The sequence below is a fragment of the Intestinimonas massiliensis (ex Afouda et al. 2020) genome, from assembly GCF_900626285.1.
Lineage (GTDB): Bacteria > Bacillota > Clostridia > Oscillospirales > Oscillospiraceae > Flavonifractor > Flavonifractor massiliensis_A.
In genome coordinates, this window is record NZ_LR131148.1 from 450,815 (window position 1) to 473,533 (window position 22,719).

The 22,719-nt window shown below is 55.0% G+C and carries 27 protein-coding genes, 1 tRNA gene, 2 pseudogenes and 1 riboswitch; of the genes and pseudogenes, 23 read left to right on the forward strand and 7 right to left on the reverse strand.

Annotation, left to right across the window (positions count from 1 at the left end; translation table 11 throughout):
* Positions 1–49: 49 nt before the first annotated feature.
* Positions 50–316 (reverse strand): YlmC/YmxH family sporulation protein, encoded by a 267-nt coding sequence (locus tag E0E41_RS18080; protein WP_242623874.1) that lies wholly within the window; start codon positions 314–316, stop codon positions 50–52.
* A gap of 128 nt (positions 317–444) precedes the next feature.
* Here E0E41_RS18080 and E0E41_RS18085 point away from each other — a divergent pair, with 128 nt between their 5' ends.
* The 8 genes from E0E41_RS18085 (at position 445) to E0E41_RS18120 (ending at position 6,419) form a co-directional block, all read left to right on the forward strand.
* Complete coding sequence (locus E0E41_RS18085; protein WP_130871264.1) at positions 445–1,389, forward strand: AEC family transporter; 945 nt, start codon at positions 445–447, stop codon at positions 1,387–1,389.
* Positions 1,390–1,553: 164 nt separating this feature from the next.
* Positions 1,554–2,063: an RNA polymerase sigma factor gene (locus tag E0E41_RS18090; RefSeq protein WP_130871265.1), complete on the forward strand. Its 510-nt coding sequence runs from the start codon at positions 1,554–1,556 to the stop codon at positions 2,061–2,063.
* Complete coding sequence (locus E0E41_RS18095) at positions 2,053–3,174, forward strand: hypothetical protein (protein ID WP_130871266.1); 1,122 nt, start codon at positions 2,053–2,055, stop codon at positions 3,172–3,174. Before E0E41_RS18090 ends, E0E41_RS18095 begins: the two co-directional genes overlap by 11 nt.
* A gap of 5 nt (positions 3,175–3,179) precedes the next feature.
* On the forward strand, positions 3,180–3,521 hold the full coding sequence (locus tag E0E41_RS18100) for a hypothetical protein (protein WP_130871267.1): 342 nt from the start codon (positions 3,180–3,182) through the stop codon (positions 3,519–3,521).
* Between the two features lie 125 nt (positions 3,522–3,646).
* Positions 3,647–3,940, forward strand: coding sequence for an ArsR/SmtB family transcription factor (locus E0E41_RS18105; RefSeq protein WP_130871268.1), 294 nt, complete (start codon positions 3,647–3,649; stop codon positions 3,938–3,940).
* Positions 3,941–4,008: 68 nt separating this feature from the next.
* Entirely contained in the window at positions 4,009–5,010 is a 1,002-nt protein-coding gene (locus E0E41_RS18110; protein WP_242623875.1) for a permease, read from the forward strand.
* A gap of 18 nt (positions 5,011–5,028) precedes the next feature.
* Complete coding sequence (locus E0E41_RS18115) at positions 5,029–5,343, forward strand: thioredoxin family protein (RefSeq protein ID WP_130871269.1); 315 nt, start codon at positions 5,029–5,031, stop codon at positions 5,341–5,343.
* A 206-nt stretch (positions 5,344–5,549) separates the two neighbouring features.
* Positions 5,550–6,419, forward strand: coding sequence for a glycosyltransferase family 8 protein (locus E0E41_RS18120; RefSeq protein WP_130871270.1), 870 nt, complete (start codon positions 5,550–5,552; stop codon positions 6,417–6,419).
* On the opposite strand, the pseudogene E0E41_RS18125 reads toward E0E41_RS18120, so the two are convergent.
* Positions 6,416–6,679, reverse strand: a pseudogene (locus E0E41_RS18125) (DapH/DapD/GlmU-related protein); the annotation flags it as partial. The gene E0E41_RS18120 and the pseudogene E0E41_RS18125 sit on opposite strands and share 4 nt — an antisense overlap.
* Positions 6,680–6,801: 122 nt before the next feature.
* Here E0E41_RS18125 and E0E41_RS18130 point away from each other — a divergent pair.
* The 7 genes and pseudogenes from E0E41_RS18130 to tnpA (E0E41_RS18160) all read left to right on the forward strand — a co-directional run bounded on the left by E0E41_RS18130 (position 6,802) and on the right by tnpA (E0E41_RS18160) (position 14,361).
* On the forward strand, positions 6,802–7,266 hold the full coding sequence (locus E0E41_RS18130; protein WP_130871271.1) for a MarR family winged helix-turn-helix transcriptional regulator: 465 nt from the start codon (positions 6,802–6,804) through the stop codon (positions 7,264–7,266).
* A gap of 3 nt (positions 7,267–7,269) precedes the next feature.
* Complete coding sequence (locus tag E0E41_RS18135; RefSeq protein WP_130871272.1) at positions 7,270–8,514, forward strand: MFS transporter; 1,245 nt, start codon at positions 7,270–7,272, stop codon at positions 8,512–8,514.
* Positions 8,515–8,674: 160 nt separating this feature from the next.
* Positions 8,675–9,133, forward strand: a complete 459-nt coding sequence (locus tag E0E41_RS18140) for a MarR family winged helix-turn-helix transcriptional regulator (RefSeq protein WP_130871273.1) — start codon at positions 8,675–8,677, stop codon at positions 9,131–9,133.
* Positions 9,134–9,145: 12 nt separating this feature from the next.
* Complete coding sequence (locus E0E41_RS18145) at positions 9,146–11,305, forward strand: ABC transporter ATP-binding protein (RefSeq protein ID WP_130871274.1); 2,160 nt, start codon at positions 9,146–9,148, stop codon at positions 11,303–11,305.
* Positions 11,302–13,152 (forward strand): ABC transporter ATP-binding protein, encoded by a 1,851-nt coding sequence (locus E0E41_RS18150; protein ID WP_130871275.1) that lies wholly within the window; start codon positions 11,302–11,304, stop codon positions 13,150–13,152. The genes E0E41_RS18145 and E0E41_RS18150 overlap by 4 nt, the downstream gene beginning before the upstream one ends.
* 197 nt (positions 13,153–13,349) lie before the next feature.
* Entirely contained in the window at positions 13,350–13,826 is a 477-nt protein-coding gene (gene tnpA, locus E0E41_RS18155; RefSeq protein ID WP_130869097.1) for an IS200/IS605 family transposase, read from the forward strand.
* Between the two features lie 222 nt (positions 13,827–14,048).
* Positions 14,049–14,361: pseudogene (gene tnpA, locus E0E41_RS18160) on the forward strand (IS200/IS605 family transposase).
* Between the two features lie 39 nt (positions 14,362–14,400).
* Here the strand turns inward: tnpA (E0E41_RS18160) and nrdR are convergent.
* Positions 14,401–14,856, reverse strand: a complete 456-nt coding sequence (gene nrdR / locus E0E41_RS18165) for a transcriptional regulator NrdR (RefSeq protein ID WP_130871276.1) — start codon at positions 14,854–14,856, stop codon at positions 14,401–14,403.
* A gap of 140 nt (positions 14,857–14,996) precedes the next feature.
* On the opposite strand from nrdR, the gene E0E41_RS19215 reads away from it, so the two are divergent.
* Together E0E41_RS19215 and E0E41_RS18170 are read left to right on the forward strand one after the other, a co-directional pair.
* Positions 14,997–15,128: a hypothetical protein gene (locus E0E41_RS19215; RefSeq protein ID WP_278045199.1), complete on the forward strand. Its 132-nt coding sequence runs from the start codon at positions 14,997–14,999 to the stop codon at positions 15,126–15,128.
* 120 nt (positions 15,129–15,248) lie between these two features.
* Positions 15,249–15,323: transfer RNA gene (locus E0E41_RS18170), tRNA-Thr, on the forward strand.
* Positions 15,324–15,393: 70 nt separating this feature from the next.
* On the opposite strand, the gene E0E41_RS18175 is transcribed toward E0E41_RS18170, so the two are convergent.
* Complete coding sequence (locus E0E41_RS18175) at positions 15,394–15,678, reverse strand: hypothetical protein (protein ID WP_130871277.1); 285 nt, start codon at positions 15,676–15,678, stop codon at positions 15,394–15,396.
* Positions 15,679–16,027: 349 nt separating this feature from the next.
* Between E0E41_RS18175 and E0E41_RS18180 the strand changes: the two genes are divergently transcribed.
* Positions 16,028–16,498, forward strand: coding sequence for a DUF2798 domain-containing protein (locus tag E0E41_RS18180; protein WP_130871278.1), 471 nt, complete (start codon positions 16,028–16,030; stop codon positions 16,496–16,498).
* A gap of 53 nt (positions 16,499–16,551) precedes the next feature.
* On the opposite strand, the gene E0E41_RS18185 is transcribed toward E0E41_RS18180, so the two are convergent.
* Positions 16,552–16,998, reverse strand: a complete 447-nt coding sequence (locus tag E0E41_RS18185; RefSeq protein WP_130871279.1) for a low molecular weight protein-tyrosine-phosphatase — start codon at positions 16,996–16,998, stop codon at positions 16,552–16,554.
* A 566-nt stretch (positions 16,999–17,564) separates the two neighbouring features.
* On the opposite strand from E0E41_RS18185, the gene E0E41_RS18190 reads away from it, so the two are divergent.
* Positions 17,565–18,089, forward strand: coding sequence for a HEAT repeat domain-containing protein (locus E0E41_RS18190; RefSeq protein WP_130871280.1), 525 nt, complete (start codon positions 17,565–17,567; stop codon positions 18,087–18,089).
* A gap of 336 nt (positions 18,090–18,425) precedes the next feature.
* Here E0E41_RS18190 and E0E41_RS18195 read toward each other — a convergent pair whose 3' ends face one another.
* A complete protein-coding gene (locus tag E0E41_RS18195) occupies positions 18,426–19,367 on the reverse strand; it encodes a cation diffusion facilitator family transporter (protein ID WP_130871281.1) in 942 nt (313 codons plus the stop codon).
* A gap of 112 nt (positions 19,368–19,479) precedes the next feature.
* Positions 19,480–19,571, reverse strand: a riboswitch (NiCo riboswitch).
* A gap of 234 nt (positions 19,572–19,805) precedes the next feature.
* Between E0E41_RS18195 and E0E41_RS18200 the strand changes: the two genes are divergently transcribed.
* The 3 genes from E0E41_RS18200 (at position 19,806) to E0E41_RS18210 (ending at position 21,818) form a co-directional block, all read left to right on the forward strand.
* Complete coding sequence (locus tag E0E41_RS18200) at positions 19,806–20,093, forward strand: hypothetical protein (RefSeq protein ID WP_130871282.1); 288 nt, start codon at positions 19,806–19,808, stop codon at positions 20,091–20,093.
* 94 nt (positions 20,094–20,187) lie between these two features.
* Entirely contained in the window at positions 20,188–21,147 is a 960-nt protein-coding gene (locus E0E41_RS18205; protein WP_130871283.1) for a replication initiation factor domain-containing protein, read from the forward strand.
* Positions 21,144–21,818 (forward strand): replication initiation factor domain-containing protein, encoded by a 675-nt coding sequence (locus E0E41_RS18210; RefSeq protein ID WP_130871284.1) that lies wholly within the window; start codon positions 21,144–21,146, stop codon positions 21,816–21,818. Before E0E41_RS18205 ends, E0E41_RS18210 begins: the two co-directional genes overlap by 4 nt.
* 68 nt (positions 21,819–21,886) lie before the next feature.
* Here E0E41_RS18210 and E0E41_RS18215 read toward each other — a convergent pair whose 3' ends face one another.
* Positions 21,887–22,129: a hypothetical protein gene (locus E0E41_RS18215; RefSeq protein ID WP_130871285.1), complete on the reverse strand. Its 243-nt coding sequence runs from the start codon at positions 22,127–22,129 to the stop codon at positions 21,887–21,889.
* A 58-nt stretch (positions 22,130–22,187) separates the two neighbouring features.
* Here E0E41_RS18215 and E0E41_RS18220 point away from each other — a divergent pair.
* A partial coding sequence (locus E0E41_RS18220) for a hypothetical protein (RefSeq protein ID WP_130871286.1) occupies positions 22,188–22,719 on the forward strand: 532 nt, incomplete at its 3' end.

A 22,719-nucleotide genomic window follows, 5' to 3' on the forward strand; every position in this document is an offset into this window, starting at 1 on the left:
ATAACACGGATATAAGGAATAGACAATGGAGGAACCGTGGAAATCTCGCTTATTCCCGCCGCCTCTCCTGGCGGAGCAGGCCCCGTTCCACCAGAATGGTGTCCGCACCGAAGCGGCGCACGGAGGACCAGGGGAACAGAGTGTCCTCCCACCGCCCCAGCAGACCGAACAGCCGCAGACGGCCGGGCACGATCAGCTGGGTCACCTGTCCCGTCTCCAGATCCACCTCCACGTCACCCACAAAGCCGTACCGGCTGCCGTCAGCCACGTCGATGATCTCCTTATAGCGCAGTTCCGAAACCCGGCATCTCATCATGCAGCACCTCCCATATACTCTTTTTATATGCGCACAGTCCCAAAATCAGACATTGGGACGGGCGCGCCTCTTGCGCGGATGAGAAGAAGCCGCTATAATAAAGCGGTTAACGAAAAGGTAGGATAAGTATGGATGATCTGATATATTGTTTAAATGCCACCGTGCCCATCTTCTTGCTGATGGTGCTGGGGGCGGTGTTCCGTCGGATCGGTTTTTTTGATCAGATCCTGGCGGACAGGCTGAACTCCTTTGTATTTAAGGTCAGCCTGCCGGTGATGCTCTTTCGGGATCTGGTGGAATCGAATTTCTTCGCGGTGTGGGACCTGCCCTTTGTGCTGTTCTGCTTTCTGGTCAGTCTCCTCTCCATCTTCATCTCTGCGGCGATCAGCAAGGCCATCCGGAATCGCCCCATGCGAGGGGAGTTTGTCCAGGCCAGCTACCGCAGCAGCATCGCGCTTCTGGGCACTGCCTTTCTGGAGAATATCTACGGTACCGCGGGGGCGGCCAGCCTGGTGATTATTGGCGCGGTGCCGCTGTACAATGTGGCGGCGGTGATAGCCCTTTCCCTCACCAGCCCGGGCCAAAACGGTCTGGACCGGGCGGCGCTGAAGCGGGCGCTGAAGGGGATCGCCACCAACCCCATCCTGCTGGGCATAGTTGCCGGCCTGGTGTGGACCTTGCTGCGGATCCCGTTCCCGCCTATTTTGCAGAAAACGGTGAGCAGCGTATCCGCTACCGCCACGCCTCTGGGCCTGATGGCCCTGGGCGCCAGTTTCGACTGGAAAAAGGCCGCCGGCTGCTGGCGGCCGGCGGTGACGGCGACGGTACTGAAGCTGGTGGTATTTACGGCCCTGTTCCTGCCGGCGGCGGCGGCCATGGGGGTCAGAGACGACAAGCTGGTGGCGGTCCTGGCCATGCTGGGCAGTCCCACCACCGTCAGCTGCTTCGTCATGTCCCGGGGCATGGGTCATGAGGGCACTTTGAGCGCCAGCACCGTGATGCTCACCACCTTTTTCAGCGCCTTTACCCTGACGCTGTGGCTCTATCTGTTCCGCGTTATGGGCATGGTCTAGTTCCGGTTTTCTCAAATACCGCCCTTTCCCACCTTTTTACAGGTCGGAAAGGGCGGTATTTTTTATTTTTTCTGAAAAACAGGCATTCAAAAAACTTTTTGAAAAAGCTGCAACTATCTGTGTCTGAACTGTGTCTTACTATGTGAAAGGAGGTTATTCGCCGAATGCAGCTGCAAAGAGAACACACCCAACTATCGGACGGAGAATTTTTAACACTGATCGAAGAAAAGGGCGGCTCGTTTTATCGAGTGGCTTATGGATATGTCCGCAACGCGGAGGATGCCAAGGATATCGTGCAGGAGGCGGTGTGCAGGGCCTACGTAGCCAAAGCCCACCTGAAGGACCGGGACAAATTTTACCCCTGGTTTTACCGGATCCTGACCCATACCGCCGCCAGCTTTCTGCGCAAGCACACCCGTGCCGTTGCATGGGACGAAGAACTTCTGGACACCCCGGTTATGGAAGAGGAGCGCTGGGGAGACGCCATCTGGGTCAAGGAATCCTTGGCCCAGGTGGATGGCAGGAGCCGCACGGTCATCATTTTAAAGGTATATGAAAATATGACCTTTGCGGAGATCGCGCAGATTCTCAGGAAATCGGAGAACAGCGTGAAGTCTCTGTATTACCGCGGTTTAAGATCGCTCAAGGAAAGGATGCTGGTCTATGGAGAGTAATTGGAATGTGCAGGTGGACATTCCGGAAGATTTAGATGAAGTGATACGGCAGGGCATCTGCGACGGAAAGCAGGCGGCGGCCCGCCGAAGCCGTGCCAGACGGGTAGTCATGCGCTCGGTCTGCTCAGTCGTGCTGGTATCCGCCCTGTTTGTGGGAGGAATCAACCTGTCGCCCGCCTTTGCCGCCGCCGTCCGGGAGCTGCCGGTGATCGGACAGCTGGTCCGGGCCTTTGGGGAGAACGAGCCTCTGGTCCAGGGCGGCAGCCAGGCAGAAGGGGGGACGGTGGCGCTCACCATGGAGCGGAGCGGAGAGACGGAGCAGATGCGGCTGGAGTTCTCCGGGACGGACGCCTCCCGGTATCAGGCGGAGTTTGCCTCCTATCCCAAGACGGTCACCATCACCCTGCCCGGCACCGACGGCGTGACAATCCTCTCGGAGATCTCCAGGGCGCAGGATACCAGTCAGTACATCAAGTCGGTCTGCCAGCTGCCCACGACCGCCGGGGATACCACGGTGATCCAGCTGGAGCTGGAGAGCGATGCGGATGTGCAGATCCAGGAATACCGGGATCCCGGCAGTCTGGTGATCCGGCTGACGCCGGCGGAGATCCAGCTGGACACGGTGTATTCCGTGCGTACCCTGTCCTATGATGGGGAACATCTGGCGGAGATGGCCGGCCAATACAGGGACGGTTCCGTCCGAATCCTGCGGGATGAGATGGGCCTGTTCTTCCTGGAAACTGCCCAGTGCGCCACACAGGCGGAGGCTGAAGCTGCGGCTGCGAAAACCGGCCTGCTGGTGGAGCGGCGCACGGGCAACAACGTGCCCGCCTCTTTCCAGAGCATGGCGGACTATGAGAGCAGCCGGTTTTTGGACCAGTTCTATGGGGTGCTGCTCCATGCCGACAAGGTGGAGACGGTGCTGGACTTCATGGATCAGCATTTCGCTCAGGCCAACAAGCAGGAGCAGGATGAGATGCTGCGGGGCCTGAGTGGTCTGCTGCAGGATCTTGACGACGACGAAGAAGAAGTGAACTGGCAGAAGGTGGAATCCTTCTACCAGATTGCTGGAGAACCGCTGCCGGACTTTGTGCAGCAGAATGTGAGGTAATGAATATGAAACGTACAATTTGCATGATGATGGCCCTGATGCTGATGGTTACTTCCCTGACGGCCTGCAGCCTGATGGGGGGCGGGAAGAAGAAGGATGAGCCCCAGAGCGCGCCCATGGAATCCACCGCTCAGGTGGAGGAAAAGATGGTGAGCGGGGTCATCAACAAGATCGACAACTATCTGGTGCTGCTGACCGATGACGGCGAGTATCATGTCATGGACTTCGGCGAAGGTGTCACCCTGGATGACTATGCTGAGGGCGACAAGGTGGACGTGACCTACACCGGCCAGCTGGATGCGGAGGGCACCAACCCTGTCATCGTGTCCATCACCAAAGCAGAATAAGGAAAAGCAGCGGGCCCGCCGGCAATACCGGCGGGCCCGCTTTTTTCTGTCTCAAAGCCCTTGACAAAGCGGGCTGGCGGGTATATACTTCGATACATCAAAAATATTTGATGTGAGGTGACCCCATGGGGACCTATCAGGAGGACGCGCGGGTGTTCAAGGCTCTGTGCGATCCCAAGCGCCTGGCCATCCTGGAACGGCTGCGCACCGGAGAGACGTGCGCCTGTAAGCTGCAGGAGCCGCTGGACCTGACCCAGTCCGGCCTGTCCTACCACATGAAGATCTTGTGTGAGTCGGGGCTGGTGGTCAGCCGCCAGGAGGGGAAGTGGACCCACTACCGGCTGAGTGCATCGGGCCGGGAGCGGGCGGTCAGGCTGCTGCTGGAGCTCACCACGCCCAATACGGAGGGGCCGCTGTGACCGGCGGCCTTTCTTACGGACAAAACATCAAAAATTTTTGATCTATTCTTTTGACGAGGTGGTTGCGTGTGGCATTGTGGGATCTGATCCAGAACCAGATTCTGGGGATGAGTTGGCTCAATGATCTGATCGGCGGCGGTCTGGCTGCTTTGGGGGTGGACCTGGACAGCCGGATAGGGGGGAGCCTGAACTTTTTCCTCTATGACGTGATCAAAATTACCATTCTGCTGTGTGTGCTGATCTTTCTGGTGTCCTACATCCAGAGCTATTTTCCCCCCGAGCGCAGCAGACGGATCCTGGGGCGGTTCCGGGGGATCTGGGCCAGCGTGGTGTCGGCCCTGCTGGGGACGGTGACGCCCTTCTGCTCCTGCTCCTCCATTCCGCTGTTTATCGGCTTCAGCAGCGCGGGGCTGCCCCTGGGCGTGACATTTTCCTTCCTGATCTCCTCGCCCATGGTGGACCTGGGCAGCCTGGTGCTGCTGATGAGCGTGTTCGGCGCCAAGGTGGCGGTGCTCTATGTGCTGGTGGGGCTTGTGGTTGCGGTGGCCGGAGGCGTGATCATCCAGCGGCTCCGCATGGAGCGGTACGTGGAGGACTTTGTATTTTCGGCGGGGAAGCTGGATGCCGCCTCGGACAGCCTGACGCCCCGGGAGCGGGCCGCCTATGCCGCGGAGCAGATGACCGGCACCTTCCGGAAAGTGTTTCCCTACATCCTGGTCGGAGTGGGCATCGGCGCCATCATTCACAACTGGATCCCGGAGGGATGGATCCAGACCGTGCTGGGCAGCGGGAATCCCCTGGGCGTGGTACTGGCGGTGGCGGTAGGTATCCCCATGTATGCCGACATTTTTGGGACCATCCCCGTGGCGGAGGCGCTGTTGTCCAAGGGAGCCCAGCTGGGGACCGTGCTGGCCTTCATGATGGCGGTCACCACCCTGTCCCTGCCCTCCCTCATTATGCTGCGCCGTGCCATCAAGCCCAGGCTGCTGGCGCTGTTCGTGGGTATCTGTACCGTGGGCATCATTCTGGTGGGCTATCTGTTCAATTTGCTGGCACTGTTTATCATTTGAATTTAGGAGCTGATAGAAATGGGACTGTTCGGAAAGAAAAAGACCTGCTGCTGCGGTGGCTGCGGAGGCCAGACGGAAGCGCGGGAGGAGGCGTACAGAGTGAAAGTGCTGGGCTCCGGCTGCGCCAAATGCAACGAGCTGGAGGAGGCCGCCCGGGCGGCTCTGGCCGAGCTTGGTCAGGAGCCCGCGGTGGGCCACGTGACCGATCCCGCCCGGATCGCGGCCTACGGCGTCATGACGACCCCTGCGCTGGTCATCGACGGGCGGGTGGTGTCCTATGGCCGTGTGCTGAAAAAGGATGAGGTGAAGGCGCTGCTTCAGAGCGCCCAATGATCGAACATACCCGGCGGGTTGGTCCGCCGGGTATTTTTTATGTGGTACCTGGACAAAAGCCGGGCTGTGTCAAAAATTTTGCCACTTTCAGGGTTTTGTCTATACAGTTTTCACGCATTATAGCTTTTCCCGGAGGTGAAGAAAGGGTACAATGAAAAAGAACCTCTTGTCCAATGCCTGATCTGTTATTTCAAAGGAGGAACCCTATGGATCCCATCTCCGTTCTGGTGTCCCTGAACGCCAACTATCTCCCGCAGCTGCATGTGCTGCTGACCTCCATCTACTGCAACAATCCCGGAGAAAAGATTGATCTGTATCTTCTGCACAGCGGCATGGAGCCGGCCCAGCTGGAGCAGGTGGCCCGCCGGTGTGAGACCTACGGATACGCGCTGTTTCCCATCTCTGTAGACCGGGAGCAATTTGCGGATGCGCCGGTGTCCAAGCGCTACCCGCCGGAGATGTATTACCGCCTCCTGTCCAGCCGGATGCTTCCGGACGGGGTAGAGCGGATCCTCTATCTGGACCCCGACGTCCTTGTGCTCAACCCGCTCCGGCCTCTGTGGGAGCTGGATTTGGGCGGCAAGGCGCTGGCTGCCGCCGCCCATACGGGCAAGACGGAGCTGGCCAACAACGTAAACCGTCTGCGGCTGGGGACGGCTCACGATTACTATAATTCGGGCGTACTCCTGATGGATGTGGCCGCCTGCCGAAAGCTTATGGTGCCGGAGGAGATCTTCCAGTACGTCTCCAGACACGCCAAGGAGCTGCTGCTCCCCGACCAGGACATTCTCAACGCCCTTTACGGCAGCCAGATCTACCCGCTGGACGACGCCGTCTGGAACTATGATGCCCGCAACTACAACACCTACCTGGTGTCCAGCTCCGGGCAGCGCAATCTGCGCTGGGTGATGAGCCATACGGCGGTTCTGCATTTCTGCGGCAAGGCGAAGCCATGGAAACCGGGCTACATTTACCGCTTCGGAGTGCTTTATCTGCATTATGCTCAGATTACCGACCGGCTCCAGCCCCGGCCGGTGCCCATGGTACAGGCCGGAGAAACGGTTGCTTTGGACTAAAAGGCTGACTGCTCACAGGGGATCCTGTCCTGCTCTGTGACAGGGGGATCGGGCGGCAGGGAGCACCCGCCGCCACCACCCCGGCCGGGATGTCGTGGGTGACCACACTGCCAGCTCCGATGACGGAGCCTTTCCCGATGGTGACGCCGCCGCAGACCACTGCGTTTGCGCCGATCCATACATCCTCTATGGACCGGTGAGGTGTCCAGGATCACACAGTTATAGTTGATCACCGCAAGGCCGTAGGTATGGATGTTGAACCATATACCATGTTTGATGGGAATTTTCACCTTCGCTTTTTTTCCGCAGTCGGGTTGACAGAGATAGTTGGTTGATGTATCATCTAGTTTGTTGATCCATCAACTAATTGGAGGCGAGAACCATGGACATTACCCGGCGGAAGATCACGAAAATTGCCCGGGAGGTGGGGAAATTCACGGTGCGGACGCTGAAGGCGGATGGGATCGGTACCTCGGAGTTTGACTTTATCCATGCCGTCCGCAAGAATCCCGGCATCACCCAGGCGGGGGTGTGCAGGATCCTGGGGATCGACAAGGCGGCGGTGGCCCGGCAGGCGGTCCGGCTGGAGGAGAAGGGCTATCTGGTCCGCAAACCCAATCCGGCGGACGGGCGCAGCCAGCTGCTGTATGCCACCGAGCAGGCCCAACAGCTGAAGAACTCCAAAGCCCATGTGGAGACGCTGTTTTACGAGTGGCTGACCGAACCGCTGACCGGGGAGGAGCGGGAGGAGTTTGCCCGGCTGCTGGACATTCTGTATCAGCGCTGCAAGGCGGAGAGCAAGGCGGGTTTCCCGCAGATGCAGGCGAAAGTGCGGGAGGCGGAATAAGAAATGGGATCGAAACAGAAAAAGCGGATCTCCCAGGCTATGCTGTTCATTCTGCTCTTTGGTGTTGTCAGTCTGTTTTCCGATGTGACCCACGAGGGCGCCGACAGCATCCGGGGGGTGTACCTCTCCCTGCTGGGGGCGTCGGCCGGTGTGATCGGCTTTGTGTCCGGCCTGGGGGAACTGATCGGCTATTCCATGCGCTATGTGTTCGGTAAGCTGACCGACAAGACCAGGCGTTACTGGCCCATGACCATTCTGGGCTATGTGCTGGACATCGTGGCGGTGCCTGCCCTGGCGCTGGTGGGGAAGTACGGCTGGGTGTGGGCCTGCGGACTGCTGGTGATCCAGCGGATGGGCAAGGCCATCAAAAAGCCGGCCAAGGATACCATTCTCTCCTTTGCCGCCTCCCAGGAGGGTATCGGCAAAAGCTTCGGTATCCAGGAACTGCTGGACCAGATCGGCGCCTTTCTGGGGCCGGTCCTCATGTATCTGGTGCTGCTGTTCCGGACGGAGGGAACGGTGTTTGACGCCTATTCCACCGCCTTTGCGGTGCTGGCCATCCCGGGCGCCATTACCCTGGTGCTGCTGTTCGTGACCAAGCGCAAGTTCCCCAATCCGGAGAATTTTGAGCCGGAGCCCAAGCAGAGCGCCCCCTTCCGTATGAAAAAGGAGTTTGTCCTGTATATCGGGGGGATCAGTCTGTTTGCCTTCGGCTTCATCGACTACTCCATTGTCATCATGCATGTGTCCCGCACGTACACCTCCCTGGCGGCCGGCCTGGCCGAGACCGGCTCACTGGTGAGCAGCGGCACTCTTCCGCTGCTGTACGCCGGTGCCATGCTGGTGGACGCGGTGGCCGCCCTGGTCTTTGGAGCCATTTATGACAAAAAGGGCGTGGCCGCCCTGGTGCTGTCCACGCTGCTCTCCGCTCCGTTCCCCATCCTGATCTTTGCCGGCCGCTCGGTTCCCGCCGTGCTGCTGGGGATCGCCCTGTGGGGGGTGGGTATGGGCGCCCAGGAATCCATCCTGAAGGCGGCGGTCACCAGTATGGTGCCCAAGGACAGCCGGGCCACCGGCTACGGGATGTTCGAGTGTTCCTTCGGCATCTTCTGGTTTTTGGGCAGCTGGCTGCTGGGTGTGCTGTACGACGTCAGTATTCCCGTCATGGTGGGCATCTCAGTTGCGGCCCAGCTGGCTGCCATCCCCCTTTATCTCTGCTCTGCCAGGGCCGGACGGAAACAGAAGTAAATAGAATCAAAGAGCCGGGCAATGGGAACATTTGCCCGGCTCTTTGATTCACAAAGTGTTTACAATTACGTCCGGAAATCCCCTTGACTTCCCGGGGCATCCGTCGTATCATATCACACGCACAAAAGATAACAATGTTAAGAATTAAGGCGGTGATGAAATGGAAGAGAATCTGATGCCTCAGCTCAGTCAGGCGCTGCGGCGGCTGGTCAATACCTGTCACAGCCTGCCCACAGGCGGGCTGCCCATGGGGGAGTTCCTGATGCTTCAGCTCATCCGCCACCGGCGGGAGGAGCAGCCGGAGGCCAAGGGTGTCTACGTCTCTGAGCTGACCCGGTGCATCCATGTCTCTTCACCGGCGGTGTCCCGTACCCTCCGGCGGTTGGAGGAGAAGGGTCTGGCGGAGCGCCGGACCGACCCCGGGGACCGACGTACCACCTTTGTGGTGTTGACGGAAGAAGGAGAAGCGCTGCTGGCCCTGTGCAGGGAGCAGACTGGCGAGCTGGCCCGGCGGGTGGAGGCTCGGATGGGCGCCGATGAGCTGCGGGCCCTGGTGACTCAGCTGAACCGATTGAGCCAGGCCGTGCAGGAGGAGCAGAGCAAGATTTCTGTAGAATAAGGAGTAGAGGACATGCTGAATATCCTGAGGTATTTGAAACGGCATGGCGGCATGGTGGTGCTGATCCTGGCGCTGCTGTGCGTGCAGGCCTACTGTGATCTGACGCTGCCCCGGTACACGTCGGATATTGTGGATGTGGGCATCCAGCAGAGCGGCGTGGAGCGGGTGACTCCCGATCAGATGCGGGAGAGCACCATGGAGGCGCTGACCCTGTTTTTGAGCGATGAGGACGAGGCGGCCCTCCGGTCAGCCTACACTGCCGACGGAACCGGGGTCTATACCCTGACGGTGAAGGACAGGGATACGCTGGACCGCCTGGATGAGATGCTGGGCCTGCCCATGGTGGCCCTCTATCAGATGGAGCAGCAGGGGATGGACCCCGCCGCTCTGGTGGGACAGGCGGAGCAGATGGGCCGTGAGGCGTTCAAAGCCCAGCTCATGGAGCGGATGACGGCCATGGCCGACCAGTACGGCGCCACCGCTGAGACCATGACCGACCAGATGGCCATTCTGTTCGTCCGGCAGGAGTATCAGGCCCTGGGGGTGGATCTGGGCGCCCTCCAGCAGAGCTATCTGCTGACCACCGGCGGTAAGATGCTGGCTCTCACCCTGCTGATGGTGGCGGCCGCCATTACGGCGGGCATGCTGGCCTCCCGGGTGGCTGCCAGCGTGGGCATGGAGCTGCGGAGCCGGGTATTCCGCAAGGTGGTATCCTTCTCCAACGCGGAGATCGACCGGTTCTCCACCGCTTCCCTCATTACCCGGTCCACCAACGACATCCAGCAGATCCAGATGGTTGTGGTCATGCTGCTGCGGCTGGTGCTCTACGCCCCCATTATCGGCATCGGCGGCATCGTCCGGGTGGCTACCACCCGCACCGGCATGGGCTGGATCATCGCTGTGGCGGTGGGGGTGCTGCTGGCCCTCATCGTGGTGCTGATGACGGTGGCTATGCCCAAGTTCAAGAAGATGCAGACCCTTATTGACCGGGTGAACCTGGTATCCCGGGAGATCCTCACCGGCCTGCCGGTGATCCGGGCCTTCAGCCGGGAAGAGTACGAGGAGAAGCGCTTTGACAAGGCCAACCGGGACCTGATGGGCACCCAGCTGTTCACCAACCGCACCATGTCCATGATGATGCCTGTGATGATGCTGGTCATGAACGGAATTTCCGTGCTCATCGTGTGGGCGGGCGCCCACGGGGTGGACCTGGGTACCATGCAGGTGGGCGACATGATCGCCTTTATCACCTACACCATGCAGATCGTCATGGCCTTTCTGATGATCTCGGTGGTGTCCATCATGCTGCCCCGGGCGGGGGTGTCCGCCAAGCGCATCCAGGAGGTGCTGGATACCAGGGTGACCATCCACGACCCGGAGCCCGGCAAGAACCGGGACGAGAGCAAGAAAGAGTGGCGGGGCGAAGTGTGCTTTGAGGACGTGTCCTTCCGCTACCCCGACGCTCAGGCCGATGTGCTGGAGCACATCTCCTTTACCGCGAAGCCAGGGGAGACCACCGCTATCATCGGCTCCACCGGCAGCGGCAAATCCACGCTGCTCAACCTGATTCCCCGGTTCTTTGACGTGAGCTACGGCCGCATCACCATCGACGGGGTGGACATCCGGAACCTGTCCCTCCACAAGCTCCACAGCCTGCTGGGGTATGTGCCCCAGAAGGGAGTGCTCTTCTCGGGCACCATCGAGAGCAACCTGAAATTCGGCGGGGCGGACATCACGGATGAAGCCATGCGCCAGGCGGCGTCCATCGCCCAGGCCGACGACTTCATCGATGCCAAACCGGAGGGCTATCAGTCCCCCATCGCCCAGGGGGGTACCAACGTGTCCGGCGGCCAGAAGCAGCGGCTGTCCATTGCCCGGGCGGTGGCAAAGAACCCCAAGGTCTACCTGTTTGACGATTCCTTCTCCGCCCTGGACTACAAGACCGACGCGGCTCTGCGCCGTGCCCTCAGTGAGCAGGTGAAGGATGCCGCCGTTATCATCGTGGCCCAGCGCATCTCCACCATCCTCCACGCCCAGCAGATCATCGTGCTGGACGAGGGCAGGGTGGCGGGCATCGGCACCCATGAGGAGCTGATGGCCACCTGTCCCACCTATCAGGAGATCGCCAGAAGCCAGCTTTCAGAAGCGGAATTGGGAGGTGTAGGCGCATGAGTGAGCATCAGACCGCGCCCCGTCCCCGGGGCCCCATGGGTCACCGCGGCCCGGGGGTGCCCGGTGAAAAGGCAAAAGATTTCAAGGGTACCGTAAAGAAGCTGCTGTCCCACATGGGGACCTTCAAGCTCCAGCTGGCCCTGGTGGGCATCTTCGCCGTTTGCTCCACCATCTTCAATATCGTAGGCCCCAAGGTGCTCTCCCAGGCCACCACCGAGATCTTCACCGGCCTGGTGACCAAGGTACAGGGAGCCGGGGGCATCGACTTCGGCAAGATCGGCCGGATCCTGGTCATCCTGCTGGTGCTTTATCTGATCAGTGCCGGTTTCTCCCTGCTCCAGGGCTGGATCATGAGCGGGGTCACCCAGAAGACCTGCTACGGCCTGCGGCGGGATATCTCGGAAAAGATCCACCGGATGCCCATGAAGTACTTTGAATCCCGCACGGTAGGCGAGGTGCTCTCCCGCATCACCAACGACGTGGATACCCTGGGCCAGAGCCTGAACCAGTCGGTGACCACCCTCATCACCTCGGTGACCACCCTCATCGGCGTGCTGGTGATGATGCTCACCATCTCCCCGCTGATGACCCTGATCGCCCTGGTGATCCTGCCGGTGTCGGCGGCTCTGGTGATGCTGGTGGTGAAGCACAGCCAGAAATACTTTGTGGCCCAGCAGAAGTACCTGGGCAAGATCAACGGCCAGGTGGAGGAGACCTACTCCGGCCACAGTGTGGTGCGGGCCTTCAACCGGGAGGAGGAAGTGGTCCGGGAGTTTGACCAGACTAACGCCGTCCTCTTCAAGTCCGCCTGGCTGAGCCAGTTCCTCTCCGGCATGATGCAGCCCATCATGACCTTCGTAGGCAATCTGGGCTATGTGGCGGTGGCGGTGGCCGGCTCCATGCTGGCGGTGGCCGGAGCCATCACCGTGGGCGATATCCAGGCCTTTATCCAGTACCTGCGGCAGTTCACCCAGCCGGTGACCCAGATCGCCCAGGTGTCCAATATGCTCCAGTCCATGGCCGCCGCCGCTGAGCGGGTGTTCGAGTTCCTGGCCGAGGAGGAGGAGGACCAGACCGATTCCTGCCCGGTGCCCGCCGATCAGCTCACCGGCGCGGTGGAGTTTGACCATGTGAAGTTCGGCTACGTGCCGGAAAAGACCATCATCCACGATTTCTCCGCCAAGGTAAAGCCGGGCCAGACAGTGGCCATCGTGGGTCCCACCGGCGCGGGCAAGACCACCATGGTCAAGCTGCTCATGCGGTTCTACGACGTGGACGGCGGGGCTATCCGGGTGGATGGCCACGATGTGCGGGAGTTCAACCGCACCAAGCTGCGGGAGGCTTTTGGCATGGTGCTCCAGGATACCTGGCTGTTCAAGGGCACCATCATGGAAAACATCCGCTACGGCCGCCTGGACGCCACCGATGAGGAGGTGATCGCCGCCGCCAAGGCGGCCCATGTCCACCATTTCATCCAGACCCTCCCCGGCGGTTACCAGATGGAGCTGAACGAGGATGCCTCCAACGTGTCCCAGGGGCAGAAGCAGCTGCTCACCATCGCCAGAGCCATCCTGGCGGACAACCGGATCCTGATCCTGGACGAGGCCACCTCCTCGGTGGATACCCGGACCGAACACCTGATCCAGGCCGCCATGAACAACCTGATGAAGGGGCGTACCTCCTTTGTGATCGCGCACCGGCTGTCCACCATCAAGGAGGCTGACCTGATTCTGGTGATGAAGGACGGCGACATCATAGAGCAGGGCACCCATCGGGAGCTGCTGGACAAGGGCGGCTTCTATGCCGGCCTGTACAACGCGCAGTTTGAAGAAGGCGAAGCCTCATAAAGAAGCGGGAACAGGATGCAAACGGGCCGCGGGGAAATTCCCCGCGGCCCGTTTTCGCGTTGTTACCGCTTCAGCGCAACGACAACCCCCAGCTATGCTGGGGAGAGTAAAAAGAATTATATAGTGAAAAAACCTTCTGGTAGAATGGAAGTTGCGGTCGGCCAACTGCAACACCAAAGAACCAGGAGGTTTTTTCGATGAAAGAAAAAGATATAGGGAGTTTGCAACATACGACATGGAGATGTCAATACCATATCGTATTCGCGCCCAAATATAGACGGCTAGCGATATATGGACAAATCAAGAAGGATATCGGACAAATTCTGCGGAAATTGTGTGAGCAAAAAGGTGTGGAAATTATAGAAGCAGAAGCGTGTCCGGATCATATTCACATGCTAATCAGCATACCGCCCAGGTACAGTGTATCACAAATCATGGGGTATCTCAAAGGGAAAAGCAGTCTCATGATATTCGACCGGCATGCGAATTTAAAATACAAGTACGGAGACCGGCATTTCTGGGCAAGAGGGTATTATGTGGATACAGTGGGGCGCAATAAGAAGCAGATACAGGAGTACATCCGGCATCAATTAGAGGAGGACCGGATTGCAGACCAGATCAGCATCAAGGAATTTATCGACCCGTTTACGGGTAGCAAGAATCCCAAGGCATAAAAATAGCCCCTTCAGGGGCCGGCCATGAGTCAGCAATGCAGTTGGCCGACCCATTCGCGGCCCCTTTAGGGGCGTTGTCCGTATTGTGCCCTTCTAGGGCTTACTCAAGCCCCCGGCTTAGCCGGGGGTCCTGACTGGTGGCACCAGTAGAAAAACAAAAAACTCCCTGATAAGGTAGAAGTGGCTTGCCGACCACACAACTGCGATAACAGGGAGGTCTTTATCGTGAAAGACAAAGACATAAGTAGTTTAGAGCATACAAGCTGGAGAGGTCAATATCACGTCGTATTTGCACCCAAATACAGCGTATCACAGATTATGGGGTATTTGAAGGGGGAGAGTAGTCTGATGATATTTGACCGGTATGCAAATCTGAAATATAAGTACGGGAATCAGCACTTTTGGGTCAGAGGATATTATGTGGATACAGTGGGACGAAATAAAAAGCAGATCGGCATCGGATCAAATAGCAGACCAGATAGGACTGAAAGAGTTTGTTGACCCGTTTACGGGTTGCGAGAACAAGAAGGCATAAAAGGCATACGCAAGCCTCCGGCTTAGCCGGAAGTTTTGACTATTTTTCTGCCAACAGCTTGTTCAGCTCCGCCATAAAGGTACTGATGTCCTTAAACTGACGGTAGACGGAAGCAAAGCGGACATAGGCCACCTCATCCACGCCCTTCAAACGGTCCATCACCAGTTCGCCGATTTTGGCAGAGGGAATCTCCCGGTCCATATCATTCTGCAGGGTCTGCTCAATCTCGTTGGCGATGGCCTCCAGTGTGTTGAAGGAGACCGGCCGCTTTTCACAGGCCCGGATCATACCGTTGAGCAGTTTGCTTTTATCGAAGCTCTGACGGCTGCCGTCCTTTTTGATGACCATGAGAGGCAGGCTTTCCATCGTCTCATAGGTGGTGAAGCGCTTGTGGCACGCCAGACATTCCCGGCGGCGGCGGATGCTGGCGCCTTCATCTGATGGGCGGGAATCAACAACTTTGCTTTCAGGGTGGGCACAGTACGGGCATCTCATGACGAATTGCCTCCCTTGTGTGGATTTGATAGGATTATAACATAAAAGCGCAGGATATGGTATCCCCGCACAAGAAAAATTTCCCGTATAATTCTCAAATTTTGGGGCAGAATGAAAACGGCGAAAGCGAGGTGAGTGCCATGCAGAATCAGAGCAAGGGACAGAACATGAAGTCCAGAAACCAGGACCCCAATCCTCAGACGGAGCCTCAGACCACCCAGATGCCCAATAAAAAGAAGAATCAGGGCCAGGAAAAAACCGAGCGCACCTGACCAAAGGGAGAAGGATCGGAGTTCGCTCCGGTCCTTCTCCGTTTCCGCATGAAAAGATTGACAAGGCAAGACAAGTATAGTATTATATTACCTGCGTTCAAACTGGGCGTGTGGGAAACTGCTAGTGTGGCTCAGAGGTAGAGCAGCTCACTCGTAATGAGCAGGCCGTGGGTTCGATTCCCACCACTAGCTCCAGATAAGGGACATCCGGAAGGATGTCCCTTATCTTTTTAGCGCTGCTGGCCCTGAGTATTGATGCTGAAAATCAGGATAAATTTCTCAACTCATTTAATCTGGACAAAAACTTTTTCCGATTGAATATAATGAACCTGTAGGAGCTGCCATTTTTCATCGCTAGTGTGACTGTCGGGAAACATAGTGCCCGTCCTGTTTTAATCTGCTCAATGCTGTTGTATGGCATTTCCAGATTGCGATATTTTGTTTCCACTTGAAGTTTGTTTGTCCTATATAGTACTTTGCCGCTTTGAAGATAGATTGCACCGCCAAGGACACCCTCATGGAAGAAACTTGCCATAAAAGCATCTTTCATATCTGATTCTCCTTTATTGCAGCAAGCGTGTCTGATATCATTTCTTGTCAGCACCATTATACTTCAAATGCTGTCATATATCATCTGCTGCTTTTAAAGTTATCTTCCTGGTCATGCATTTCCATCTTTTTTCACGGCCCTCCTTTGTGCGGAGCAGCAAAAGGGGGGCGCTTGGCAGATAAAGTTTGTTCGTTCCGCACAGCAAAAAACGCTTACATCGGCCATGGCAGCATGGTATAATCATACCAATGAATGGTAGTCGCAGTGAAGGATAGTAGCGAGACGAAAGTTTCGCTGCTATTTTTTTGTGCGCCGTTTTGGAACAGAAAAGAAAGGGAGACAAAAAGGTATGCCGAAAACGAAATTTCAGAATGTGATTTTTACCATCATCATGGCAGTGATCATGGTCTACGGAATGATCGTCTATAATGTGGCGCTGAATACCGGCGGGGTCACCAACGCCACCTTTGGGATGGCGCTCCATGAGATGCCGATCATGGTGCCTGTGGCCTTTGTCCTGGAGTTTTTTGTAGTGGAAAGACTGGCTACCAAATTGGCCTTTACGGTGGTGCGGCCCACTGACCGGCCTCAGATCATTACTTACGCCATCTCTACCATGATCGTGTGCATCATGTGTCCCACTATGAGCCTGATCGCCACGCTGTTGTTTAAGGAGCCCAGCTTTGGCACCTGGATCCAGACCTTTGGATGCAATATGCCTATGGCGCTGATTTGGCAGCTGCTTTTCTGCGGCCCGCTGGCCCGGCTGATTTTCCGGACCCTGTTTCGCAGGCAGCTGGCGGCGGAGCGCGCCGCCTGAGGCAGAGAAAAGAGAGGGGTGCGGACTGCAAAGCAGTCCGCACCCCTCTCTTCTTATATCTGAGCGAGCAGAGCCTGGCATCCCTCTGAGACATCCCGCCAGGTGGCGTCAAAATCCCCTGTATACCACGGGTCGGCTACCTGACCGGGCCGGGTGGTATAGTCCATCAGCAGATGAAGCTTGTGCCCCCGGTCCTCGGGAAAGAGCCGGCGCATGTTGCGCAGGTTGGCCTGGTCCATGCCGATGATCAGGTCCCAACGGCCATAATCATCTGAGGTCAGCTGACGGGCAGTCTTGCCGGCGCAACTGATGCCGTGCTCAGCCAGCTTTCGCCGGGCAGGGGGATAGACCGGGTTTCCGATCTCTTCGGTGCTGGTGGCGGCGGAGGCGATCTCGAATTCCGATTCCCGCCCTGCTTTCCTTACCAGATCCTTCATTACAAATTCCGCCATAGGGCTGCGGCAGATGTTGCCGTGGCAAACAAAAAGTATTTTGGTCATCTCTTATACATTCCTTCACAAGCCAGAAATAAATTGATAATACGTGCTTCTTGACATCGTCAAACGCCTTGCTGTGCTGAAAAGAACCTTACTATAACACTTTGATTGTACCATATTCAGACAGTCTTTCCCACCGCAAATTTCAGATGGAAGCCATCTGCTCAATGAATTATTCAGTCAGGCGGCAGCTTTACATACCGATCACTGTCAGCGGAGACCCCCGCCCCTTTTCCGTTCCAACGGTCCGGCTTCATCCAGTTTCTTCAGCGTTCTTTGAATGGTGGCGACACAGCATGGCGTTTTGATGCAACAAACTGAAGGAAAACGGTTGAACGAGATTGTCTGAGCAGCGGGAAACCGTTAGGGCGTTTTCATTGTCAGACGATAGATTTATTCGCACTCTTATGGTAAAATCACTATGGAATTGATGATGAGACGAAAAAGCAGACTGTTTCTTGGGAACGCAGGGCTCGCTTTCATCCTCTCCGGTGGACTTGCCGCCCGCAATGCATTTCTCCACCGCAAGTGTAAAAATGCATGATTTTACTTTTTAGGAGAAATTAAGAATGACTATCACAGAAATAATGAATAACAAATCATTAAAACGTTTAGAAAAGAGAAATTCCATTGTTGAAGCAATTATCAATCGCGAAGTCAATTTTTCAATAATTTCAGAGGCTTGTGAATCTTTGCCTGAAAAAAATATTTCACTTTTGCTCGAAGCCGTTGAAGAAGTAAGTCGCTCCAAAGAGTTTACTTTAGAACCAGAGTATCTGGATTTGGCAGAAAAATATATTTTATCTTCTGATAATTCCTGCAAACGGGAAGCTTCCAGAATTGTAGGGAATCTTGCAAATAAATTTCCAACTAAACTTGAGAATGCGATAACTGCTTTATTGCAAAACGCGGGAAATGATGGCACAGTAATTAGATGGGCAAGTGCTTATGCATTATCTCGTATTATTATGATTCCTCATTACGCTAAGAGCCCCTTATTCAAACAGATTTCTGATTTATGCGCAAAAGAAAACGAAAGTGGCGTGAAAAATCAATATATTAAAGCATTAAAAAAAGCGGAAAAATTCAGATGAGTTTTTGTCAATCATGTTTTGAGTTAAAATCCCCGGCTAAGCCGGGGGTTATCTTTATGCTTAAGAAAACAAGCCAGATCGTACGAATCACTTTCCAAAAAGGTTCTCCCTTCGCTGCACATACGGCTCTGATTTTTTCAATTGAATGCCAGGTGGTTATGATATTATGGTGCAACTCAGATTGTCACATCAAGGCTCTTTCAGATATGGTGTAGTTGTGGTGTAGTAACCACCGGTTTGAGCCGCAAAACCATTGGTATATCAAGCTTTTTTAGGACTTTTCGAGATACTGCCGTGGCATACAAACAGTATTTTTGTCATATTACCTGTATTCCTTTACTGGTACTGGGTCGGTTCCTTTGCGGGATTTACATGAATCATGATGTGTTTTACATCCGGAAATTCGTGCTCTACATTGGCGTGCACATGCTCGGCGATGGCGTGGGCCTCACGCAGCGGTTTGTCTCCGTCCACCTGAATTTCCAGATCAATGTAGACCTTATTTCCGAACATTCTGGTATGGAGTACATCAACGCAGACCACGCCGTCCTGTGCGGATACAAACTCCCGCAGGTTCCGTTCATAATCCTCCCCGCAGGAGGTGTCCAGAAGCTTGGCTACCGCGTCTTTCAAAATGTCATAGGATACCTTCAAAATAAACAGGCAGATCACAACGCTGGCCACGGAGTCCAGTACGGGAAAGCCCAACATGGCACCGGCGATTCCGATGAGGGAACCAATGGAGGAAAAGGCGTCCGACCGGTGGTGCCAGGCGTCCGCCATGAACGCGCTGGAATTGATCAGCTTGGCATAATAGCGGGTGTACCAGTACATGGCCTCTTTTCCCACGATGGAGATTACGGCCGCCACCAGAGCAATGGCGCTGGGAATGGCCAGAGTCTCATAACTGCGGGAGAAGATGTTTTCCAACCCTGCTTTGCCCACCCCCAGGCCCGTTACCATCAGCACGGCGCCCAGAAGCAGGGAAGCGATGCACTCCAGCCGCTCGTGGCCGTAGGGATGGTCGGAATCCGACGCCTTTTTGGAGACCTTTACGCCGATCCAGGCGATCAGTGTGGTGAGCACATCGGAAAAGGAGTGGATCGCATCTGAGATCATGGCGCTGGAATGGCCGGAGATCCCGGCGAACATTTTGAATCCGGACAGAACGGTATTTCCGAAAATGCTGACAAACGACAACTTGCGGATGACCGCATTCTCATCTGGTTTTGCCCGCTGTGTGGTTGTGCGAAGCTGCGCTTCCTTTCTGGCTGCCATAAAAGAATCCTCCCGTCGGCAACATATGAATTGCCATGTTGTTTCTCCTATGAGCACCTCATCGAGACAAGCCGTTCCCCAAAGAATACAAAAAAGCATCTGCGGAACATACAACTGTCCCACAGATGCTTTTCTAACATCTGCTGCCGCCCATCGCGGCCCGGCCCCATGCCCGACGGGCATCGCCTGCTCAGTTTGTACTGTTGATCTCGCATCCTGTCAAAGGATGTAATGCAGTGCAAAGAGTTTATTTACTCTACCATATATTATGGAATACGTCAAGAAAAAGTTCCAATGCAGGCCGCCGAGCAAGTTCTAATATGTATTTAGACAAGCGGGAATCCGCCAGAGAAAGGGGAAGGATAGGCTCCCTGCCGCTGGTTGGGGTTCCCGCTTGTTATATAAACAGGGGTATAGCCCCAGAAAGAGAGGCTCTATATGGGCAAAGAATTCATCGTAGAAGGCGGATACGAATGTTACGTTTTTGTCGGTTGGGCATCCGGCCAGTTTGACACGGAGCAAGGGGAGAAACGGCCCTATTACAATATGTATGTCATTTCTCCGGTCAGTTCGTATCAGTCTGCGGATTACCAGGCGTCTGGCTACAAGGCAGAAAAGAAGAAGTGTTCTGGGCCCGATGTCTGGAAGGATCTTGAACCCGGCACTCGTGTAAAGCTGTTCTTTGATGATAAGCAGCGGGTCGTCATGGTGGCTCAGGATGGTTAAACGCGCTCGCACTCCCGGAGGGTTGCTCCCTCCGGGAGGCCCCCCTCGCTAACAGGGGGGCACTATCTACATAGGAGACAATGGGGGGCATACCATGGACAGTAATATCAATGAAAATGTTGTGCTGTATGACTGGCTGTCATTCACCAGTAAGAAGCATACTCCGCAGCAGCTGATTGAGGCTCTTGGTATGTCGCATTGTCCCTGGACTGAAACAAAAGGCGCCCGTGGTTACATGGACCGGCTCTATTTTGGCTGTATCTCCATCCATTATAATGGCCGTGAGGATATGGGTGTCTGGTGCGAAATGTCCGGTCAGGGCTGCCGGAATTTTGAGGATCTCACCACGTTGGCCAATAAGTGGGAAGATCTTTTTGCGTTCATCCATGGCAATGATTTGCATATGACCCGGCTGGATGTAGCTTATGACGACCATACCGGGATATTGGATATAAACCGGGTGGCGCAGGATACTGAATCCCAGCACTACATCAGCCGTATGAATTGGTGGGAAGTGACACGTTCTTGCAAAGGCATCAGTGTCCAGATCGGCAGTCCCAGGAGCAAGGTCCTTGTCCGGATCTACGATAAGGCCGCCGAGCGTGGTTTCGGTGATGGTCGTCATTGGGTACGTGTGGAGCTGCAGCTCCGGGATGGCCGGGCGGAAGAATTCAGCAAGATCCCCATGGATGTGGGCGAGGCCTTTGCCGGTGTGCTGCTCAATTACCTTCGCTATGTGGAGCCGGATGAAGATGACAGTAACAAGTCCCGTTGGCAGACAACGGATTATTGGTATGATCTTATCGGTGATGTGTCCCGTATCAAGATCTTTACAGTGCCCGGCGGGGCCTATAACCTGGAGAAGTGCAAGCACTATGTGTTTGAGATGGCGGGTAACGCCATTGATGCCATGCTCCAGGTCTGTGATACATTTGATGATTTTGTGAGTATGGTCAATATGCGCCGCTGNGCCGGAATTTTGAGGATCTCACCACGTTGGCCAATAAGTGGGAAGATCTTTTTGCGTTCATCCATGGCAATGATTTGCATATGACCCGGCTGGATGTAGCTTATGACGACCATACCGGGATATTGGATATAAACCGGGTGGCGCAGGATACTGAATCCCAGCACTACATCAGCCGTATGAATTGGTGGGAAGTGACACGTTCTTGCAAAGGCATCAGTGTCCAGATCGGCAGTCCCAGGAGCAAGGTCCTTGTCCGGATCTACGATAAGGCCGCCGAGCGTGGTTTCGGTGATGGTCGTCATTGGGTACGTGTGGAGCTGCAGCTCCGGGATGGCCGGGCGGAAGAATTCAGCAAGATCCCCATGGATGTGGGCGAGGCCTTTGCCGGTGTGCTGCTCAATTACCTTCGCTATGTGGAGCCGGATGAAGATGACAGTAACAAGTCCCGTTGGCAGACAACGGATTATTGGTATGATCTTATCGGTGATGTGTCCCGTATCAAGATCTTTACAGTGCCCGGCGGGGCCTATAACCTGGAGAAGTGCAAGCACTATGTGTTTGAGATGGCGGGTAACGCCATTGATGCCATGCTCCAGGTCTGTGATACATTTGATGATTTTGTGAGTATGGTCAATATGCGCCGCTGCAAGCCCAATCCCAAGTATGAGCTGATTGTAAAGGAGCATCAGGCCCGGAAGGAAGCTTTTGCCGACAAGGTTAAGGCTTATTTTACTGTGGTAGATGATCCAGTTTGACCGCGCACTTTCAAAAGTAGTGTAGAAAAAAGAAACCGTGATTTCTCACGGTTTCTCTTAGCTTTTATTTAAGCAGCCTTCTTTTTGAATAGTTTTAAGATTTCTCCTACATCAAGGAAACCGTCCGTACCTTTGAGTTTTTCTAGTTCTTTTATGTATTGCGTTGTGGCATTGGTTATCTTTTGGAGCAGCTTGGCTTCTGCTTTATCGGGTTTGCCATCATCCATAATTGTGGACATTTTGCATGATTGGTCAAACGTTTTTGCTATTGCAATCATGTTTGTGATTTGAGATTTTATCAGGTAATTCATTTTCTCACCTGTCTTTCTCTTTTTTGGATATTTTACCATGTGTTTGGGGGGTACGTCAATGTTGCGGCGTTTTTTCTGTTTATTTATGGCTGCTTTTTGTTTAATAGTTGGCGTTTTCCCGGTTCATGCTACTGCTTCTTGGGCTGATACAGTCAATGATTATGTTATTGTTCCCTGGACTGATCTTGTTGTTGATGTTCTTCAAAGTTCTGATGAGATTAGAGATACGATGATTAATATCATGGGTGATTCTTTCCGTGATATTTTTGATTTTTGGTCTGATCTTTTTTCCTCTGATTCTTCTGAGGACGAGTATATTAAACTACTTCCTGCTGTGGAGGTTTCTTCCGATGGTGAGTTAATTGTCCCTTGTTTTCATGTTCAGTTTTTCACGGGTTTTGATAGTGGCTGTGGGCACTCTATTGATTCTGATAATAATTTGACTTTTCGGCCGGATTCTTACAATAAAGATGAATTTTATTATGATTGTGATAACAATTCTATTACTTTCTTAAAAGATTTTTCCGGTATGGTTTCTATCGTTTGGGCATTCATTCCTTTGGAAGCTGGCACATATTACAATGTTTGGC

What these genes read in the sequence shown, in the direction of transcription:
- E0E41_RS18190 (WP_130871280.1), top strand. Translation starts at nt 17,565, where the DNA reads ATGACTATCACAGAAATAATGAATAACAAATCATTAAAACGTTTAGAA.
- E0E41_RS18180 (WP_130871278.1), top strand. Translation starts at nt 16,028, where the DNA reads ATGCCGAAAACGAAATTTCAGAATGTGATTTTTACCATCATCATGGCA.
- E0E41_RS18115 (WP_130871269.1), top strand. Translation starts at nt 5,029, where the DNA reads ATGGGACTGTTCGGAAAGAAAAAGACCTGCTGCTGCGGTGGCTGCGGA.
- E0E41_RS18135 (WP_130871272.1), top strand. Translation starts at nt 7,270, where the DNA reads ATGGGATCGAAACAGAAAAAGCGGATCTCCCAGGCTATGCTGTTCATT.
- E0E41_RS18085 (WP_130871264.1), top strand. Translation starts at nt 445, where the DNA reads ATGGATGATCTGATATATTGTTTAAATGCCACCGTGCCCATCTTCTTG.
- E0E41_RS18090 (WP_130871265.1), top strand. Translation starts at nt 1,554, where the DNA reads ATGCAGCTGCAAAGAGAACACACCCAACTATCGGACGGAGAATTTTTA.
- E0E41_RS18105 (WP_130871268.1), top strand. Translation starts at nt 3,647, where the DNA reads ATGGGGACCTATCAGGAGGACGCGCGGGTGTTCAAGGCTCTGTGCGAT.
- E0E41_RS18080 (WP_242623874.1), bottom strand. Translation starts at nt 316, where the DNA reads ATGATGAGATGCCGGGTTTCGGAACTGCGCTATAAGGAGATCATCGAC.
- E0E41_RS18215 (WP_130871285.1), bottom strand. Translation starts at nt 22,129, where the DNA reads ATGAATTACCTGATAAAATCTCAAATCACAAACATGATTGCAATAGCA.
- E0E41_RS19215 (WP_278045199.1), top strand. Translation starts at nt 14,997, where the DNA reads ATGCAGAATCAGAGCAAGGGACAGAACATGAAGTCCAGAAACCAGGAC.
- E0E41_RS18145 (WP_130871274.1), top strand. Translation starts at nt 9,146, where the DNA reads ATGCTGAATATCCTGAGGTATTTGAAACGGCATGGCGGCATGGTGGTG.
- tnpA (WP_130869097.1), top strand. Translation starts at nt 13,350, where the DNA reads ATGAAAGAAAAAGATATAGGGAGTTTGCAACATACGACATGGAGATGT.
- E0E41_RS18140 (WP_130871273.1), top strand. Translation starts at nt 8,675, where the DNA reads ATGGAAGAGAATCTGATGCCTCAGCTCAGTCAGGCGCTGCGGCGGCTG.
- E0E41_RS18185 (WP_130871279.1), bottom strand. Translation starts at nt 16,998, where the DNA reads ATGACCAAAATACTTTTTGTTTGCCACGGCAACATCTGCCGCAGCCCT.
- E0E41_RS18210 (WP_130871284.1), top strand. Translation starts at nt 21,144, where the DNA reads ATGACCCGGCTGGATGTAGCTTATGACGACCATACCGGGATATTGGAT.
- E0E41_RS18200 (WP_130871282.1), top strand. Translation starts at nt 19,806, where the DNA reads ATGGGCAAAGAATTCATCGTAGAAGGCGGATACGAATGTTACGTTTTT.
- E0E41_RS18120 (WP_130871270.1), top strand. Translation starts at nt 5,550, where the DNA reads ATGGATCCCATCTCCGTTCTGGTGTCCCTGAACGCCAACTATCTCCCG.
- E0E41_RS18100 (WP_130871267.1), top strand. Translation starts at nt 3,180, where the DNA reads ATGAAACGTACAATTTGCATGATGATGGCCCTGATGCTGATGGTTACT.
- E0E41_RS18095 (WP_130871266.1), top strand. Translation starts at nt 2,053, where the DNA reads ATGGAGAGTAATTGGAATGTGCAGGTGGACATTCCGGAAGATTTAGAT.
- E0E41_RS18130 (WP_130871271.1), top strand. Translation starts at nt 6,802, where the DNA reads ATGGACATTACCCGGCGGAAGATCACGAAAATTGCCCGGGAGGTGGGG.
- E0E41_RS18195 (WP_130871281.1), bottom strand. Translation starts at nt 19,367, where the DNA reads ATGGCAGCCAGAAAGGAAGCGCAGCTTCGCACAACCACACAGCGGGCA.
- E0E41_RS18150 (WP_130871275.1), top strand. Translation starts at nt 11,302, where the DNA reads ATGAGTGAGCATCAGACCGCGCCCCGTCCCCGGGGCCCCATGGGTCAC.
- E0E41_RS18175 (WP_130871277.1), bottom strand. Translation starts at nt 15,678, where the DNA reads ATGAAAGATGCTTTTATGGCAAGTTTCTTCCATGAGGGTGTCCTTGGC.
- nrdR (WP_130871276.1), bottom strand. Translation starts at nt 14,856, where the DNA reads ATGAGATGCCCGTACTGTGCCCACCCTGAAAGCAAAGTTGTTGATTCC.